Raw genomic sequence first — 15,424 nt, 5'->3', positions numbered from 1 at the left:
CGAGTGACCGTCGCCCGACACCGACGAAGGACGGACGGAGGCATGACCGCACCGCTGCACGAGGCGCACCCTGCCGGTCCCGGCCGTGCCCTGCCCGACACCCAACAGGGCATGCGCCGCCGCAACCTCGCCCGGGTGATGCACACCGTCAGCGCCGAGGGGCCGCTCTCCCGTGCCGCCGTCGCCTCACGCATCGGTCTGACCCGTGCCGCGGTGTCGACCCTCGTCGACGAGCTCATACGTTCGGCACTGCTGGAGGAGCTGGGTCCCGAGCGGCCCGGCAGGGTGGGCCGGCCCGGATCGGCGCTCGCCGTCAGCGGGCACGGTCCCGCCGGGATCGGCGCCGAGATAGGCGTCGATCACCTCGCGGTCTGCGCGGTCGACCTGCGCGGGGAGGTGCGGTCCAGGGCCGTACGGTACGGCGCGAACCGCGGTCGCGCCCCCGGACCCGTGATCGAGGAGCTGGTCGGGCTGGTGCGTCGGGTGGTCGGCGAGGCGGAGAGTGAGGGCCTGTGGCCCGCCGGACTCGCCGTGGCCGTGCCCGGGCTGGTGGCGCGCGACGCCCGTACCGTCGTACGCGCCCCGAACCTCGACTGGCACGACACGGACCTCGGCGCCCTTCTGCCGTCCGGCATCCCGCCGGTCGTGGGCAACGAGGCCAACTTCGGCGCGCTGGCCGAGCTCTGGCTCGGCGACGGCACCCCCCGCGACTTTCTGCACGTGTCGGCGGAGATCGGCATCGGCGCGGCGGTCGTGGTGGACGGGCGGCTGCTGCACGGAACGCGTGGTTTCGCGGGCGAGCTCGGGCATGTGCCGGTTCGGCCGGACGGGCCGGACTGTGCGTGCGGCGGACGCGGGTGTCTGGAGCAGTACGCCGGCGAGGAGGCGGTGCTGCGGGCGGCGGGTCTGGAGCCGGGTGAGGATCGCGTCGGTCTGCTCGCGGGACGTGCCGCGGACGGCGACGAGGACGTACGGCGTGCGCTGCGCGAGGCGGGAGAGGCGCTCGGCATCGCACTGACCGGGGCGGTCAACCTGCTGGACCCGGAGGCGGTCGTGCTCGGCGGTGCGCTGGCCGGGCTCGCGCCGTGGCTGCTGCCGTCCCTGCGGGAGGAGCTGGCCCGGCGCACGGCTGGACCGGCGTGTCCGGTGTCCGTGTCCCGGCTGGGTTCCGAGGGGCCGTTGCTGGGCGCCGCGCACTCGGTGGTGCGGGCGGTCCTCGACGACCCGGCATCGGTGGCCGAACGGGCCTGATTCCGGGCCGACTTCACTGACGCCCGGTACGAGCAGTCGGCGCGCCTCACGGCGGCGGTCTGCACGAAGTACGACATCCCGAAGGACCGCGCGCGCATCATCGGGGACTGCGAGGTGCCGGGTACCGACCACACCGGTCCGGGTCCGAACTGGGACTGGACGCGCTGTACAAGGCTGGTCAACTTCGCCTGATCAAAACGGTGAGAACCGCACCGTCCGAGTGAGCGCGGTCGAAACGGTTGTCCGGGCGCGCAGTCGGAGTGACCATGTCCCCCAAGCACATCACCTTTCGGGGAGGCCGAATTGACCGATCCGTGGGTCGCCCTCGAGCCGGGGGCCGACCCCGCCGAGCACATGCGGATGGTGCGGCGCGCGCACGAGACGTTCACCGAGGTGGGCACGGTGCCGAGGCCGGTCCGATCGGTGGTGGCCGACTCGTGGCGGCGTTCCGTGCGGGCCGGTGTCGGACCCGACGGCACCGCGCGCGTGGAACTCATGGACGGAGACCTCGGTGCCTACCGTGCCGAGCATCCGCTGGCGCGGGTGATGCCGTTGTTCCGTGAGTTGCTCGGCACGTTCGCCTCCGACGGCGAGCACCTGCTCGCGGTGTGCGACGCACACGGCAGGCTGCTGTGGGTGGAGGGCCATCCGGCCACCCGCGCACAGGCGGGGCGGATGAACTTCGTGCCGGGTGCGCGGTGGGCGGAGACGGCGGTCGGGACGAACGCGCCGGGTACGGCGGTCGCCCTCGACCGGCCGGTGCAGGTGTTCGCGGCCGAGCACTTCATCCGTCGGGTGCAGCCCTGGACGTGCGCGGCGGCGCCGGTGCACGATCCGCGCTCCGGGCGGGTGCTCGGTGCCGTGGACATCACGGGCGGGGACGGGCTCGCGCATCCGCACAGCCTGGGGTTCGTGCAGGCCGTGGCGCGGGCCGCCGAATCCCACCTGGCGCTGCTCGCACCCGATCAGCCCGCCACCGACACGGCCGAGCTGACCGCGCTGGGCCGCGACGAGGCGCAGTTCCGAACCGGTGGTCGCAGGATCAGGCTCAGCCGTCGGCACAGCGAGATCATGGTGCTGCTGGCCCGCCATCCGGAGGGGCTGACCGGCGACGAGCTGCTGTGCGCGCTGTACGAGGACGAGTCGGTGCCGCCGGTGACGCTGCGCGCCGAACTGGCCCGGCTGCGCCGGCTGCTGGGCCCGAGCCTGCTCGCATCGCGTCCGTACCGGCTCACCGTCCCGGTCGAGTCCGATGTCGCCGTGGTGGAGCGACGGTTGGAAAACGGTGCGATCACGGGGGCCGTGACGGCATACACCGGTCCGCTGCTGCCCGGCTCCCAGGCCCCGTCGGTGGTCCGGCTCAGGCGCCGGCTCGCCGACGGACTGCGTACGGCACTGATCGCCCGCCGCGATCCCGACCTGCTGGCGGACTGGGCGCACACGCCCTGGGGCGAGGACGACATCGCCGTATGGCGGGCGCTCTCCGCGGTACGGCCGACGGCGGCGATCCGGGCCCGGATCGCCGCGCTGGAGTCGGAGCTGGCGGCGCCTACGGCGTGGTCGCGTCCGTCGGGGCGTTGACCGAGGGTCCTTCGGCCGCCGGTGCCACGGCCGGGCGTTCCCCACGTACCCGATCCCGGGTTCACGCAACGTACCTGCAACCTCCCGCTCCCTAGCCTCGCGCCGAGAGCTGCCCAACGGCGGGCAGCGCTTCTGAAGGAGGCCGACCAGCATGACCCGTTACGCGGCGCCCGGGACCGAGGGCGCGATCGTCTCCTACCAGGCGCGCTACGACCACTTCATCGGGGGCGAGTACGTGCCGCCGGCCCGCGGACAGTACTTCGAGAACGCGTCGCCGGTGAACGGGCAGCCGTTCACGGAGGTCGCACGCGGCACGGCGGAGGACGTGGAGCGCGCCCTGGACGCGGCACACGCAGCGGCGCCCGCGTGGGGTCGCACGTCGGTGACCGAGCGTTCCGCCATCCTGCTGAAGATCGCCGACCGCATGGAGGCCCACCTCGAGCCGCTGGCGGTTGCGGAGAGCTGGGAGAACGGCAAGCCGGTGCGCGAGACGCTGGCGGCCGACATCCCCCTCGCCATCGACCACTTCCGCTACTTCGCGGGTGTGATCCGATCCCAGGAGGGCTCGCTGGGCGAGCTCGACGACGACACCGTGGCGTACCACTTCCACGAGCCGCTCGGTGTCGTCGCGCAGATCATCCCGTGGAACTTCCCCATCCTGATGGCGACTTGGAAGCTCGCTCCCGCCCTCGCCGCGGGCAATGCGGTCGTCATCAAACCCGCCGAGCAGACCCCGGTCTCCATCCACTACTGGATGAGTCTGATCGCCGACCTGCTTCCGCCCGGCGTGGTGAACATCGTCAACGGCTTCGGCGCGGAGGCAGGCAAGCCGCTCGCGTCCAGCGCGCGGGTGGCGAAGGTGGCGTTCACGGGCGAGACCACGACCGGGCGGCTGATCATGCAGTACGCCTCGGAGAACATCAAGCCCGTCACCCTGGAGCTCGGCGGCAAGTCGCCCAACATCTTCTTCGACGACGTATCGGCGAAGAACGACGACTTCCTCGACAAGGCGCTCGAAGGCTTCACGATGTTCGCCCTCAACCAGGGCGAGGTGTGCACCTGCCCGTCGAGGGCCCTCGTCCAGCGCGGCCACTACGCCGAGTTCCTGGAGGCGGCCGTCGCCCGCACCGAGCTGATCAGGCCCGGCCACCCACTCGACACGGACACGATGATCGGTGCGCAGGCGTCCAACGACCAGCTGGAGAAGATCCTCTCCTATCTGGACATCGGCCGGCAGGAGGGCGCGAGGGTTCTCACAGGCGGGGAACGCGTCGATTACGACGGCGAGTTGAAGGGCGGCTACTACGTCCAGCCGACGATCTTCGAGGGTGACAACCGCATGCGGATCTTCCAGGAGGAGATCTTCGGCCCGGTGGTCTCGGTGACGTCCTTCGACGACTTCGACGACGCGGTGAAAATGGCCAACGACACGCTGTACGGCCTCGGCGCGGGCGTATGGACACGCGACATCAACACGGCGTACCGCGCCGGCCGCGCAATCCAGGCGGGCCGTGTCTGGACGAACTGCTACCACGCGTACCCGGCTCATGCCGCCTTCGGCGGCTACAAGCAGTCCGGGATCGGCCGCGAGAACCACAAGATGATGCTGGAGCACTACCAGCAGACCAAGAACGTTCTTGTTTCATACAGTCCGAAGAAACTTGGGTTCTTCTAGAGCTACGAGTCGGTTGTCTGGGGGGAGTTTTCCCTCCGGACAACCCAGATCCTCAGCCACTGTCCGCAGACACTCCGCGCCGGGCATGCTCAGCCCGGTGGAGTACGAACTCCGCAGTCCACCGATCCCGGAGCGCTTCACCCTGACGGCACGGCGCACAGACGCGCGGAACGGCGGGACGGATGCGGTCAGAAGCGACCCTTGACCGATGAGTAGAGGATTTCCACGCTGCGCCGGGTGCCGTCACTCCCTCCGATGAAGTTCGTGCGGGGGGGGCAGACGAAACCTGCTGCCGTCCGCGCGACGTATCCGAATGTACATATTCCCGGTGTAGGCGCCGCTCATATAGAGCTCCGTGGCGTCGCCGCCCAGCGCCACCTCGTCGAGCGGATCCGCCCACGGGAGCCCTCTGGTGCGGACCGACCAGTAGGCGCTCTTGACCAGGAGCACTCAGCGGTCGGTTCGGACTCGTTCACGACGACCCTCCGTCGACCGGTGCGTGCATGCCTGACACAGTGCCGCGACCGGGTGCGCACACCCTCGCCGGTGTCCGCACTACCGGTGCACACACTGAATAGTGCACGCCACCCTGGCCGCGTGTAACGCTCAGCGCCTACCCGGATCGCACCCCCAGGCGAGGGCGGGATCCGGTAGGACGCTGGGGGTGACGTGTAGCCAACTCATCGACGAGCAGAGGAAGTTCACCGAGAGCTGCCTGTCGATCGGCCGCTTCGTCCCGTGCCCCGAGCGGCTGCGGGAGCAGTCTGCGGGGGGATCTGGCGGTTCCGGTCCGGTGCCCAGGGGCGGGAGCTGCCCGCCGAGTTCGGTTCCTGGCCGACGGTCCACGGCCGCTTCCGGGGCTGGCGGGATGCCGGTTCTTCGCCGTGTCGCTGAAAAGCCTGATCGCCGAGGCCACCCACCAGGGGAAGACGGACTTGTGCCTGGACTCCACGATCACCCGCGCCCACCACGCCGCCGCCGGGATGCACATCGGCAACGAGGCCATGGACGCCTTGGAAGAAGACGCGCGGCGTCGATCACAAAGTTCATCGAGAGCGACTGGGGGCACCGGCCGTTCGACTTCCGGCACCCGACAGCGAGCAGGTGCTGCTGAACACGGACGGCTCGGTCAAGTCCGTGAAGCCGATCCCGCACCACTACGCCCGGACGGCGTCGTCCGGCTCCACGCACACCCCGTACCCGGCGTACGTGCAGGACCTCAACGCGCAGAACATCATCGACAGCAGCTCCACCATTTTGGCCCTGCCGATCGCCGTCGGCGCAGGCCTGCTGACATCCGGCACGATGACCACCGTCGAACCCGACGGTCCCGTCCAGGTACAGGCCGGGACCGTCTCCCTTTGCTCGTTCTACTCGTCGGCGATCCAGTGCTCGAATGCCGTCAGGTGCATTTCGGAGGCGGCGAGCAGGTTGGTGTACACCTGGCGCGTGTCCGGGGCGGTGAGTCCGGACAGCGCCTTGGTCAGTGCGGCGATGTCGTCGGTCTCGACCGTACGGCCCGTCTTCAGGGCTCCGGACAGGCTGTCCTCACCCTGCTTCAGGAGCCGGTCGTAGGTGGCCTGCACGGCCGGGTCGGAGAACTCACCGGCCGGCTTGCCGGCGGTCGGGTCGGTGACGTCGTAGCGGTCCAGCAGGGTGCGCACGGCGGTCAGGTGCTGGGTCTCGGCCGCCGAGATCCGCTCGAAGACGCGCACGTCGTGCCGGTCCGCGAACGCCGTGTAGAGGTCGTGCGCGAGCTTCTCCTCCTCGGCCATGCTCGCCAGCGTGGCCTTCTGAGCGACCGTCAGGGTGCCCTGCTCGGCCAGGGCGGCTCCGTCGCAGGTTCCGTCATGCTGCCGGATGCCGTCCGTGGGGCCCCCGTGGTGGCGCGCCTGGTGCTGAGCGTCCGTCAACATGTTCTGGGACGTGGTCTGCGCGGCCACCGGCCCGCCGCTACCGGGGTCCGCGATCACCGGGCCCACTGCCAGCACGCCGCCGATGGCGAGAGCACCCGCGGTGACCGCCGTCGCGATCTTGATGTTGCGCTTCATGGCGAACCTCCTCGGTTCCGTGGGGGCGTCTTCCGTTCCCACACCGTCACCGTCGCGCCGGGCCCTGCAGTCGCCGTGCGGTGCGTGTGGAGACGGGATGGAGACGGTCGACGGGCGGGTTGGGGCTGTTCGGCCCCTCCCGGGGGCGTGCGCGTGGCGCGTAGGTGTGGGACATGGCCGCCACCGTGCTCGTCGTCGAGGACGAGAGGGAGATCCGCGAGTTGCTGCGCCGCTACCTGGAGCGCGCCGGATACGGCGTGCTGACGACCGGCTCAGGCGCCGAGGCCGTACGGCTGCTCGGCGAGCGTGGGATCAACCTGACGCTGCTGGATCTCGGGCTGCCGGACGTGGACGGTGACGAGGTGCTGCGCGAGGCCCGTGAGCGCGGGCGGGTGCCGGTGGTGGTGCTGACCGCGCGCAGCACCATCGAGGACCGCATCCACGGGCTGCGGCTGGGCGCCGACGACTACGTGACCAAGCCGTTCAGTCCCACTGAGGTGGTGCTGCGGGTGGGTGCGGTGCTGCAGCGGGTTGGGGGTACGGCGACGGGGGCGGCGCCCATCGCGTCGTACGGCGAAGGACGGCTGCGGATCGACGAGGCGCGGCACGAGGCGGTGCTGGACGGCTGTTCCCTGGAGTTGACGCCCACCGAGTGGGGTCTGCTGACCACGCTGGCGTCGGTGCCGGGGCGGGTGTACTCGCGCTATGAGCTGGTCAACCGGGTGCGAGGCTACGAGTTCGCCGGGTACGAGCGGACGATCGACTCGCATGTGAAGAACCTGCGGCACAAGCTCGGGAGCGCCGGCCCCGAGCTCGTGGAGACGGTGCTGGGCGTGGGCTACCGGCTGGGGTGGGCCCATGACGCGTGAGCCACGTTCGCCGCGCTCCGGCGTTCGGCCGTCCGGTGGGCTCGGCCCGCTTGGCCGACGGCTGTTCGCCGCGTTCGCCGTGGTGGCACTGGCGTCCGTGGCCCTGCTGACGGTCGCTGCGCTCGTCGGAACCGACCGCGGGCTCAGCAGTGCCCACCAGGCCGACCGGCAGAGGGCCGCCGACCAGGTGGCCGCAGCCGCCGCCGACGCCTACCGGGCTGCGGGCGGCTGGTCGACAGCCGACCTGTCGGCGGCGCGCTCCATCGCAACCGGCGCCGGCGCGGTGCTCACGGTGCGCAACGCGGACGACGAGATGATCTCCGGCGGCTCCGGCGCCGGGTGGGAGGACGAGCCCGGCATGTCCGGCTCGGGACCCGGGCATCACGGGCAGGGGGCCGGCGCGAGCGCGCCCGTGGTGGTCGACGGCAGCACCGTCGGCTCCGTGCGCCTCGCCTTCTCGGCCGGCTCCGGGTCGGCGGGCCGGTCCGTCGCCTGGGGCTGGGTGGCCGCGGCCGCCGTCGGAGCCGTGGCCTTGGCGCTGGCCGTGAGCTGGTTCGTCACCCGGCGCCTGACCGCTCCGGTGGTCCGGGTCGCCTCCACCGCCCGCGCGCTGGCCGCAGGGGACCGCACCGCGCGAACCCGGATCGACGCACCCGGCGAACTCGGCGACCTCGCCCGCGCCTTCGACGCCATGGCCGACGACGTCGGCCACGCCGAGCAGGCCCGCCACCGGCTCGCCGCGGACGTCGCCCACGAACTGCGTACGCCGCTGGCCTCGTTGCAGGCGGGGCTCGAGGAACTGCGCGACGGCTACGCCGACCCGTCGGCCGCGCGCCTGGCTTCCCTGCACGACCAGGCGCTGCGGCTGGGCCGCATCGTCGGTGACCTCGGGGAACTGGCGGAGGCCGAGTCGGCCCGGCTGTCCCTGCACCTGGCCGAGGTGGATCTGACCGCCCTGGCCGTCGCCGCCGTGGCCGAGCGCGAGGCCGAGCTGCGCACCGCGGGGCTGACCGTACGCACCGCCCCCGGCCCCGTCGCCCTGCTGGTCCGCGCGGACGCCGACCGGCTGCACCAGGCCCTCGGCAACCTGCTGAGCAACGCCGCCCGCCACTGCCGTCCCGGCGACGCCGTCACGGTCACCACCTCCGCCACGCCCTTCGAGGCGCTCGTGGAGGTGGAGGACACCGGTCCGGGCATCCCCACCGAAGAGCTGCCGCACGTCTTCGACCGTCTGTGGCGTGGGGCCCGCGCTCGTTCCGCGGGCGGCAGCGGCATCGGCCTCGCCGTGGTCAAGGAGCTGGTCACCGCCCACGGCGGCACGGTCACCGCGGCCTCCGGACCGGGCGGCGGAACACGGATGACGCTCCGGCTGCCCAGGGCCGCGCCCCACGGGTCATGGCTCGTTCCCGGCCCCGGCGTCGAGCCGCGACTTGCCTCCCAGGCAAATACCCCTAGGGGTATTTGACGCTCCACTCCGAGCCGCCGTACTCTCGCCGGAGAGATACCCCCGGGGGTAATTGAGGAGGCAACGAAGTGGCTCGTGAAGTGACACAGGAAGCGTTCGCGGCGGCCTGGGCCGACGGCGCGCTCGTCGTCGACGTCCGGGAAGCGGACGAGTACGCGGCCGGGCACGTCCCGGGCGCGCGGCTGATGCCGCTGCGGACCGTGCCCGTCCGGTGCGGTGAACTGCCCGCCGACCGGCCGGTGTTCGTGATCTGCGCCAGCGGCAACCGCAGCAGGACCGCGGCCGACTGGATGAACTCCCGCGGCATCGACGCCTACTCCGTGGCCGGCGGCACCTCCGCCTGGGCCCGTGCCGGACGTCCGGTCGCGGCCGGTTCGCACGAGCACGCCGCCTGACCCCCGTCCGGCACCCGCACAACGGCCAGCTGGAAAGGAGCACCGCCTTGGCCGCCACACCCTCCCCCACCGACGCCCCGATCTCCGGCCGACACCGCGTCGCCGTCATCGGCGGCGGCAGCGCCGGCATCAGCGTCGCCGCCCGCCTGCGCCGCGCCGGCATCAGCGACATCACCCTGATCGAACCGTCCGACACCCACTGGTACCAACCGCTGTGGACCCTGGTCGGCGGCGGCCAGGCACCCCTGAGCGCCACCCATCGTCCCGAAGGCTCCGTGATACCCGACGGCGTGCGCTGGATCCGCCGGCGCGCACTGGCCGTCGACCCCGACGCCCGCTCGGTGACCCTGTCCGGCGGCGACGCGCTCACCTACGAACACCTGGTGCTGGCGCCCGGCCTGCAACTCGACTGGGACGGGGTACCGGGCCTGGCCGAGGCCGTCGGCCACGACCGGGTGAGCAGCAACTACGCACCCGAATACGCCCCGCGCACCTGGGAGCTGATCAAAAACATGCGCTCGGGCACGGCCGTGTTCACCCACCCGGCAACCCCGCTGAAGTGCGGCGGTGCCCCGCAGAAGATCGCCTACCTGGCCGCCGACCACTGGCGCAGAAAGAAGGTCCTGGACGACATCCGCATCATGCTCGTCATCCCGGACCCGGCGATGTCCTGGAGAAGGTGGCCGCCCGGTACGGCATCGAGGTGCGGCTGCGCTCCGAGATGACCGCCGTCGACGGCGACGCCCGCGAGATCACCGTCACCGACCATGCGAACGGCACCAAGGAGACCATCCGCTACGACCTCCTGCACGCTGTGCCACCGCAGAGCGCACCCGACTGGGTCAAAGCGAGCCCGCTCGCCGACCCCGCGAGCCCGCAGGGCTTCGTCGCCGCGGACAAGCACACGCTCCAACACCCGTCCTACGACAATGTCTTCGCGCTCGGCGACGTGGCGAACCTGCCTACGTCCAAGACCGGTGCCGCGGTGCGCAAGCAGGCCCCTGTCGTGGCCGGCAATCTGCTCGACGCCATGAACGGCCGGGCTCCGTCGCACCGGTACGACGGCTACACGTCCTGCCCGCTGGTGACCGCCCGGGACCGGATGCTGCTCGCCGAGTTCGACTACGACCTCAACCCCACACCCTCGTTCCCGCTGCTCCACCCCTTCAAGGAGCGGCGCACGATGTGGGTGTTCAAGCGGTACGGCCTGCCGCCGGTGTACTGGCACGGCATGCTCACCGGCCGCCTCTGACCGGTCGGCCCGGGCATCCCCCGACCCGGGCCGGCCACCGTCCCCGCCCTCCGGCAAAGGCGGACCAGACCCTTCTATATACCCCCAGGGGTAATCAAATCCTTCTGACACGGAGGTCACCCGACCATGTTCTTCGCCCAGTACTACCTCGACTGCCTCTCCCAGGCGTCGTACATGATCGCCGACGAGACCACGGGCAGGGCCGTCGTCGTCGACCCGCGCCGCGACGTCTCCGAGTACCTCACGGACGCCGCCGAGCACGGCTTCACCATCGAGGCCGTCGTCAACACCCACTTCCACGCCGACTTCCTCGCCGGCCACCTGGAGCTGGCCGACCGCACCGGCGCGTGGATCGGCTACGGACAGCGCGCCGAGGCCGAGTACCCCATCCACAAGCTGACCGACGGTGAACGCATCACCCTCGGCGACGTCACACTCCAGATCCTCGAAACCCCCGGCCACACACCGGAGTCGATCAGCGTCCTGGTCTACGAACACGCCACCGACGCCGTCCCCTACGGCGTCCTCACCGGCGACGCGCTGTTCATCGGCGACGTGGGCCGGCCCGACCTGCTCGCCTCGATCGGCGTGACCGCCGACGAACTCGGCACGATGCTCTACGACACCATCCAGTACAAACTGATGGCCCTCCCGGATGCCGTACGGGTCTTCCCCGCGCACGGCGCCGGCTCCGCCTGCGGCAAGAACCTCTCCACCCAGCGTCAGTCCACCATCGGCGAGCAGCGCGCCACCAACTACGCCTGCCGGCCCATGAGTGAGGAGAAGTTCGTCGCGCTGGTCACCGAGGGCCAGCCGTCCGCGCCCGCCTACTTCGTCTACGACGCCATCCTCAACCGCAAGGAGCACGGCCTGTTCGACGCGGCCGCCGCGCCCCGGCCGCTGTCGGTCGAGGAGTTCATGCAGCGGCGCGCGGCGGGGGCGGTCGTCCTCGACGCCCGCTCGCCGCAGGACTTCGCGCCCGGATATCTGCACGGCTCGGTCAACGTGCCCGCGGACGGCCGCTTCGCCGAGCAGGCCGGCATGGTCGTCGCCCCCGAGCAGGACGTCGTCGTCATCGCGCCGCAGGACCGGGAGGAGGAGGTCGTCACCCGGCTCGCCCGGATCGGCTTCGACAGGGTCGGCGGCTATCTGCGCGAGCCCGAGGGCGCCTTCCCGGCACTGGCCGACGAGATGGAGCAGGCGAGCCGCCTGACGGCGAACGAACTGCGCCGCCTGCTCGAAGGTGAGGAGCCGCCGCTGGTCCTCGACGTGCGCAACACCGCCGAACGCGAAGAGGGCTTCATCGAGGGCTCCCTGCACATCCCGCTGGCCGAACTCGCCCGCCGCATCGACGAGATCCCGGCCGACCGACCCCTGGTCGCCCACTGCGCGGGCGGCCACCGCTCCTCCATCGCCGCCAGCCTGCTGCGCCACCAGGGCCGCACCGACGTCTCCGACCTGCTCGGCGGCTACGGCGCCTGGCTCGCCCTGCCCGCATCTGCCGACGTCTGATCCACCGCACACCGGGCGGCGGCCGAAACCGTCGGCCGCCGCCCGGTCCCCCCTCACAAGAAGAACGCTTCACGGACAGCAAGGACCCCCGATGACCACCAGTGCCGACAAACCCCGACTCGATCCCGCGACCCTGCGCGACCTGACGCAGGACGGCGAAGGCCCGCGCCTGCTGGACGTGCGCACGCCCGGCGAGTTCCGCACCGCCCACATCCCCGGCTCCTACAACGTCCCCCTCGACACCCTGCGCGAGCACCGCGCCGAACTGCGCCACCACCTCGACGAGGACGTCATCCTCATCTGCCGCTCAGGCGCCCGCGCCGCCCAGGCCGAACAGGCCCTCGCCGAAGCCGGACTGCCCAACCTGCGCGTCCTCGACGGCGGCGTCACGGCGTGGGAGACCGCCTCAGGCCCGCTCACCCGCGGCCCCGAACGCTGGGATCTGGAACGCCAGGTGCGCCTCATCGCCGGAACCCTCGTCCTGGTCACCGGCGTCGCGGGCCTGTTCCTGCCCGGGCTGCACCTCATCGGCACCGCCGTCGGCGCCGGACTGACCGTCGCCGCACTCACCAACACCTGCGCGATGGGCATGCTGCTGTCGAAGCTGCCCTACAACCGTGGTCCGCGCACCGACCTCGACACGGTCGTCGCCGCCCTGCGAGGCTCGTCGTGATCGCCGTGATCATCGCCGCGTCGCTGCTCATCGGGGTCAGCCTCGGCGTCCTGGGCGGCGGCGGGTCCATCCTGACCGTCTCCATCCTGGTCTACCTGGCCGGGATGGAGACCAAGGAGGCCATCGCCACCTCCCTGTTCGTCGTCGGCGTCACCAGCGCAGCCGGCGTCGTCTCGCACGCGCGTGCCGGACGCGTGCGGTGGCGTACGGGGCTGCTGTTCGGGCTCGCCGGCATGACCGGCGCCTACGCGGGCGGACGGCTCGCCGAGTTCATCCCCGGCACCGTCCTGCTGCTCGCCTTCGCCCTCATGATGATCGCCACCGCCGTCGCCATGATCCGCGGCCGCAGGCAGCAGCCGAAGAAGGTCCACCACGAACTCCCGGTCGTTCACGTCCTGTTGGAGGGCATCGTCGTCGGCCTGGTCACCGGACTGGTCGGCGCGGGCGGCGGCTTCCTGGTCGTGCCCGCCCTGGCCCTGCTGGGCGGGCTGCCGATGACCGTGGCCGTCGGCACCTCGCTGCTGGTCATCTCCATGAAGTCCTTCGCCGGGCTGGCCGGTTACCTCGCCAGCGTGCACATCGACTGGGGGTTCGCCGCCCTCGTGACGGCAACCGCCGTCGTCGGCAGCGTGATCGGCGGCCGTCTCGCCGGGCGCATCCCACAGGACGCGCTGCGCAAGTCCTTCGGCTGGTTCGTAGCCGTCATGGGCGTCTTCGTCCTGAGCCAGCAGACCGGCTCCGATCTGCGCCACACGCTGCTGACCAGTCCGTGGACCTGGGCCTCCGTGGCCGCGGCGGCGGGGGTCGTGTTCAGCTGGTACACGCTGCGCGACACCGAGCGAACACGGAGCCTGACCGACGACGTATCTGCGCCGTCCACCGAGGAAGACGCACCGACGGTCCCCCGCTCCACAGGTGAGCGCACCGCCCACAGCAGCGGCACCGCGCCATCGCCGCACGACACATAGCGGCGCCTCCCGAACCTCCGACGAACCCGACCCCTGGAGGTGTCCGGTGACGGACGAGACAGAAGCCGTGAGAGAGGTCGTGAACCTCGTGACCGAGGAAACGGACTCGTGGGCCGAGGTGCTCAACCGGCTGCGGCGGGCCAAGGGGCAACTGGCCGCGGTCATCACCATGATCGAGGCGGAGCGGGACCGCAGGGACGTCGTCACCCAGCTGGCCGCGGCCTCCCACGCCCTGGACCGGGCCGGCTTCAAGATAGTGGCGGGCGGCATTCACCAGTGCCTCACCGAGGGGCAACAGGGACACAACCCTGCGCTGAGCGAGGCCGAACTGGAGAAGCTGCTCCTGACCCTCGCCTGACCACCGGGACCCCATACCTCAGGGGGTATGAAGGTGACCTCTCTCCCCGTCCTCACCGACCGGGCCGTCCCGCCGGGCAGTCACTGCCCCGACACCCCGACCGGCCGGCCCACCGACACCAGCGGAAGAGCAACGCGCCCGCCAGGACGTCCAGGCGCGGCTCGAACGCCGATTCCCGGATGTCCCGGCCGAGACGCTGGCGACCACGGCGGCAGAGTCGATCGCGTACTTCGCCGACGCGCGCGTGCGCCACTACGTTCCCGTTCTGGCCTTCAAACGCGCCTCGCGGCAACTGTCCGGCCGCTTCGACACCCGGGACGACGCAGGCGGTGCGGCATGAGACCGACGCCGAAGTGCGTCATCGACCGGTCCCGCCCCTGCAACGCCTGCATCGCCCCGGACCCCAGCAGCTGCCCCTACCCGTATCTGCTCGCCGGAGACGATGCGGAGGACCCGGACAGCGGCATCGGTACGGACGAGGATTCCACTGACCCGGAGGAACGACCGGAGGAATGAGGTGCACACGATGGACGCAGCAGGCTGGGACGAGCGGTATCGGGGCAGCGAGCTGGTGTGGAAGGCGGAGCCCAACCGGTTCGTCGAGGAGGAGTTGGCCGGTCTGGAGCCGTCCGGGCGGGCGGTGGACCTCGCCGCCGGCGAGGGGCGCAACGCGGTCTGGCTCGCGGAACGGGGCTGGGAGGTGGACGCCGTCGACTTCTCCGCCGTAGCACTGGAGAAGGCCGAGCGGCTGGCCGCCGACCGCGGCGTGCGGCTGCACACCGTCCGCACCGATCTCACGGCCTGGGCGCCTCCGGAAGCAACGTACGACCTGGTGCTGATCGCCTATCTGCACCTGCCGTGGCCGGAGATGTCCCAGGTGCTGCCGCGGGCCGCCACTGCTGTACGCGAGGGCGGAACCCTGCTGCTCGTCGGCCACGACGCGGCCAATCCCGAGCACGGCCACGGCGGCCCGCAGGATCCGCGCGTGCTGTACACCGCCGGGCAGGTCGCCGATCTGTGGCGGCCGTACGCCGACATCCTGCGGGCCGAGACGGTCACCCGGCCGGTGACCGACGCCGAGGGCGGAACCCGTACGGCCCTCGACGCACTCGTCCACGCCGTGCGGCGATGAGACCGTCCGGCGAGGCCCATGCCGGGTCAGGATGGTGTGCCGGGCTTCGTCGCCAGGTACCAGTCCGTGAGCTTGACGCTGTCGTCGGCCAGCCTGGCCTCCAGTTCAGCCTCGGTGCGCGGGGCGCCCAGGACGACGTCCTCGCCGGGATGCCAGTTGGCGGGGCAGGAGACGCCGTCGCGGTCGGAGGTCTGCAGGGCGTCGACGAGCCGCAGGATCTCAGGAATCATGCGTCCGGCGTT

The 15,424-nt window shown here is 71.4% G+C and carries 16 protein-coding genes and 3 pseudogenes; 16 read left to right on the top strand and 3 right to left on the bottom strand.

Features of this window, described 5'->3' with window-relative positions:
• Positions 1-42: 42 nt before the first annotated feature.
• The 5 genes and pseudogenes from ADK57_RS22005 to ADK57_RS52505 all read left to right on the top strand — a co-directional run bounded on the left by ADK57_RS22005 (position 43) and on the right by ADK57_RS52505 (position 5,401).
• Complete coding sequence (locus tag ADK57_RS22005; RefSeq protein WP_053751211.1) at positions 43-1,251, top strand: ROK family transcriptional regulator; 1,209 nt, start codon at positions 43-45, stop codon at positions 1,249-1,251.
• A 6-nt stretch (positions 1,252-1,257) separates the two neighbouring features.
• Positions 1,258-1,443, top strand: a pseudogene (locus ADK57_RS47705) (N-acetylmuramoyl-L-alanine amidase); the annotation flags it as partial.
• A gap of 111 nt (positions 1,444-1,554) precedes the next feature.
• A complete protein-coding gene (locus ADK57_RS22000; RefSeq protein ID WP_053751210.1) occupies positions 1,555-2,832 on the top strand; it encodes a GAF domain-containing protein in 1,278 nt (425 codons plus the stop codon).
• Positions 2,833-2,983: 151 nt separating this feature from the next.
• Positions 2,984-4,507 carry an aldehyde dehydrogenase family protein gene (locus ADK57_RS21995; protein ID WP_053751209.1) on the top strand — a complete coding sequence of 508 codons (1,524 nt, stop codon included), beginning with the start codon at positions 2,984-2,986 and terminating at the stop codon, positions 4,505-4,507.
• Between the two features lie 738 nt (positions 4,508-5,245).
• Positions 5,246-5,401 (top strand): transposase, encoded by a 156-nt coding sequence (locus ADK57_RS52505; RefSeq protein WP_159050122.1) that lies wholly within the window; start codon positions 5,246-5,248, stop codon positions 5,399-5,401.
• Positions 5,402-5,664: 263 nt separating this feature from the next.
• Here ADK57_RS52505 and ADK57_RS50005 read toward each other — a convergent pair whose 3' ends face one another.
• Positions 5,665-5,811 carry a hypothetical protein gene (locus ADK57_RS50005; RefSeq protein ID WP_159050121.1) on the bottom strand — a complete coding sequence of 49 codons (147 nt, stop codon included), beginning with the start codon at positions 5,809-5,811 and terminating at the stop codon, positions 5,665-5,667.
• Between the two features lie 66 nt (positions 5,812-5,877).
• Positions 5,878-6,558: a ferritin-like domain-containing protein gene (locus ADK57_RS21985; protein WP_053751207.1), complete on the bottom strand. Its 681-nt coding sequence runs from the start codon at positions 6,556-6,558 to the stop codon at positions 5,878-5,880.
• Between the two features lie 173 nt (positions 6,559-6,731).
• On the opposite strand from ADK57_RS21985, the gene ADK57_RS21980 reads away from it, so the two are divergent.
• From ADK57_RS21980 to ADK57_RS21935, 11 genes and pseudogenes are all read left to right on the top strand, one after another.
• On the top strand, positions 6,732-7,427 hold the full coding sequence (locus ADK57_RS21980) for a response regulator transcription factor (protein ID WP_053751206.1): 696 nt from the start codon (positions 6,732-6,734) through the stop codon (positions 7,425-7,427).
• Complete coding sequence (locus ADK57_RS21975; protein WP_053751205.1) at positions 7,417-8,892, top strand: HAMP domain-containing sensor histidine kinase; 1,476 nt, start codon at positions 7,417-7,419, stop codon at positions 8,890-8,892. Before ADK57_RS21980 ends, ADK57_RS21975 begins: the two co-directional genes overlap by 11 nt.
• A gap of 68 nt (positions 8,893-8,960) precedes the next feature.
• Positions 8,961-9,287 carry a rhodanese-like domain-containing protein gene (locus tag ADK57_RS21970; protein WP_053751204.1) on the top strand — a complete coding sequence of 109 codons (327 nt, stop codon included), beginning with the start codon at positions 8,961-8,963 and terminating at the stop codon, positions 9,285-9,287.
• 47 nt (positions 9,288-9,334) lie between these two features.
• A pseudogene (locus tag ADK57_RS21965) lies at positions 9,335-10,539 on the top strand (FAD-dependent oxidoreductase).
• A 126-nt stretch (positions 10,540-10,665) separates the two neighbouring features.
• Positions 10,666-12,051 carry a rhodanese-like domain-containing protein gene (locus ADK57_RS21960; RefSeq protein ID WP_053751203.1) on the top strand — a complete coding sequence of 462 codons (1,386 nt, stop codon included), beginning with the start codon at positions 10,666-10,668 and terminating at the stop codon, positions 12,049-12,051.
• 91 nt (positions 12,052-12,142) lie between these two features.
• Positions 12,143-12,724: a rhodanese-like domain-containing protein gene (locus tag ADK57_RS21955; RefSeq protein ID WP_053751202.1), complete on the top strand. Its 582-nt coding sequence runs from the start codon at positions 12,143-12,145 to the stop codon at positions 12,722-12,724.
• Positions 12,721-13,692, top strand: coding sequence for a sulfite exporter TauE/SafE family protein (locus ADK57_RS21950; RefSeq protein WP_053751201.1), 972 nt, complete (start codon positions 12,721-12,723; stop codon positions 13,690-13,692). The genes ADK57_RS21955 and ADK57_RS21950 overlap by 4 nt, the downstream gene beginning before the upstream one ends.
• Before the next feature lie 88 nt (positions 13,693-13,780).
• Positions 13,781-14,050 carry a metal-sensitive transcriptional regulator gene (locus ADK57_RS21945; protein WP_053751270.1) on the top strand — a complete coding sequence of 90 codons (270 nt, stop codon included), beginning with the start codon at positions 13,781-13,783 and terminating at the stop codon, positions 14,048-14,050.
• A 139-nt stretch (positions 14,051-14,189) separates the two neighbouring features.
• Positions 14,190-14,390: pseudogene (locus ADK57_RS52500) on the top strand (three-helix bundle dimerization domain-containing protein); the annotation flags it as partial.
• A complete protein-coding gene (locus ADK57_RS21940) occupies positions 14,387-14,566 on the top strand; it encodes a hypothetical protein (RefSeq protein ID WP_053751200.1) in 180 nt (59 codons plus the stop codon). The pseudogene ADK57_RS52500 and the gene ADK57_RS21940, both read left to right, overlap by 4 nt.
• A gap of 10 nt (positions 14,567-14,576) precedes the next feature.
• Complete coding sequence (locus ADK57_RS21935) at positions 14,577-15,182, top strand: class I SAM-dependent methyltransferase (RefSeq protein ID WP_053751269.1); 606 nt, start codon at positions 14,577-14,579, stop codon at positions 15,180-15,182.
• Between the two features lie 26 nt (positions 15,183-15,208).
• On the opposite strand, the gene ADK57_RS50555 is transcribed toward ADK57_RS21935, so the two are convergent.
• Positions 15,209-15,412 carry a hypothetical protein gene (locus ADK57_RS50555; protein ID WP_199830649.1) on the bottom strand — a complete coding sequence of 68 codons (204 nt, stop codon included), beginning with the start codon at positions 15,410-15,412 and terminating at the stop codon, positions 15,209-15,211.
• Positions 15,413-15,424: the final 12 nt, after the last annotated feature.

The organism is Streptomyces sp. MMG1533, assembly GCF_001279775.1.
Taxonomy (GTDB): Bacteria; Actinomycetota; Actinomycetes; order Streptomycetales; family Streptomycetaceae; genus Streptomyces.
Note: the sequence above shows the minus strand (reverse complement) of the source record. Positions and strands in the feature narration are given on the sequence as shown.

What these genes read in the sequence shown, in the direction of transcription:
- ADK57_RS21940 (WP_053751200.1), top strand. Translation starts at nt 14,387, where the DNA reads ATGAGACCGACGCCGAAGTGCGTCATCGACCGGTCCCGCCCCTGCAAC.
- ADK57_RS50555 (WP_199830649.1), bottom strand. Translation starts at nt 15,412, where the DNA reads ATGATTCCTGAGATCCTGCGGCTCGTCGACGCCCTGCAGACCTCCGAC.
- ADK57_RS21935 (WP_053751269.1), top strand. Translation starts at nt 14,577, where the DNA reads ATGGACGCAGCAGGCTGGGACGAGCGGTATCGGGGCAGCGAGCTGGTG.
- ADK57_RS21960 (WP_053751203.1), top strand. Translation starts at nt 10,666, where the DNA reads ATGTTCTTCGCCCAGTACTACCTCGACTGCCTCTCCCAGGCGTCGTAC.
- ADK57_RS21975 (WP_053751205.1), top strand. Translation starts at nt 7,417, where the DNA reads ATGACGCGTGAGCCACGTTCGCCGCGCTCCGGCGTTCGGCCGTCCGGT.
- ADK57_RS21985 (WP_053751207.1), bottom strand. Translation starts at nt 6,558, where the DNA reads ATGAAGCGCAACATCAAGATCGCGACGGCGGTCACCGCGGGTGCTCTC.
- ADK57_RS21980 (WP_053751206.1), top strand. Translation starts at nt 6,732, where the DNA reads ATGGCCGCCACCGTGCTCGTCGTCGAGGACGAGAGGGAGATCCGCGAG.
- ADK57_RS22005 (WP_053751211.1), top strand. Translation starts at nt 43, where the DNA reads ATGACCGCACCGCTGCACGAGGCGCACCCTGCCGGTCCCGGCCGTGCC.
- ADK57_RS21955 (WP_053751202.1), top strand. Translation starts at nt 12,143, where the DNA reads ATGACCACCAGTGCCGACAAACCCCGACTCGATCCCGCGACCCTGCGC.
- ADK57_RS21995 (WP_053751209.1), top strand. Translation starts at nt 2,984, where the DNA reads ATGACCCGTTACGCGGCGCCCGGGACCGAGGGCGCGATCGTCTCCTAC.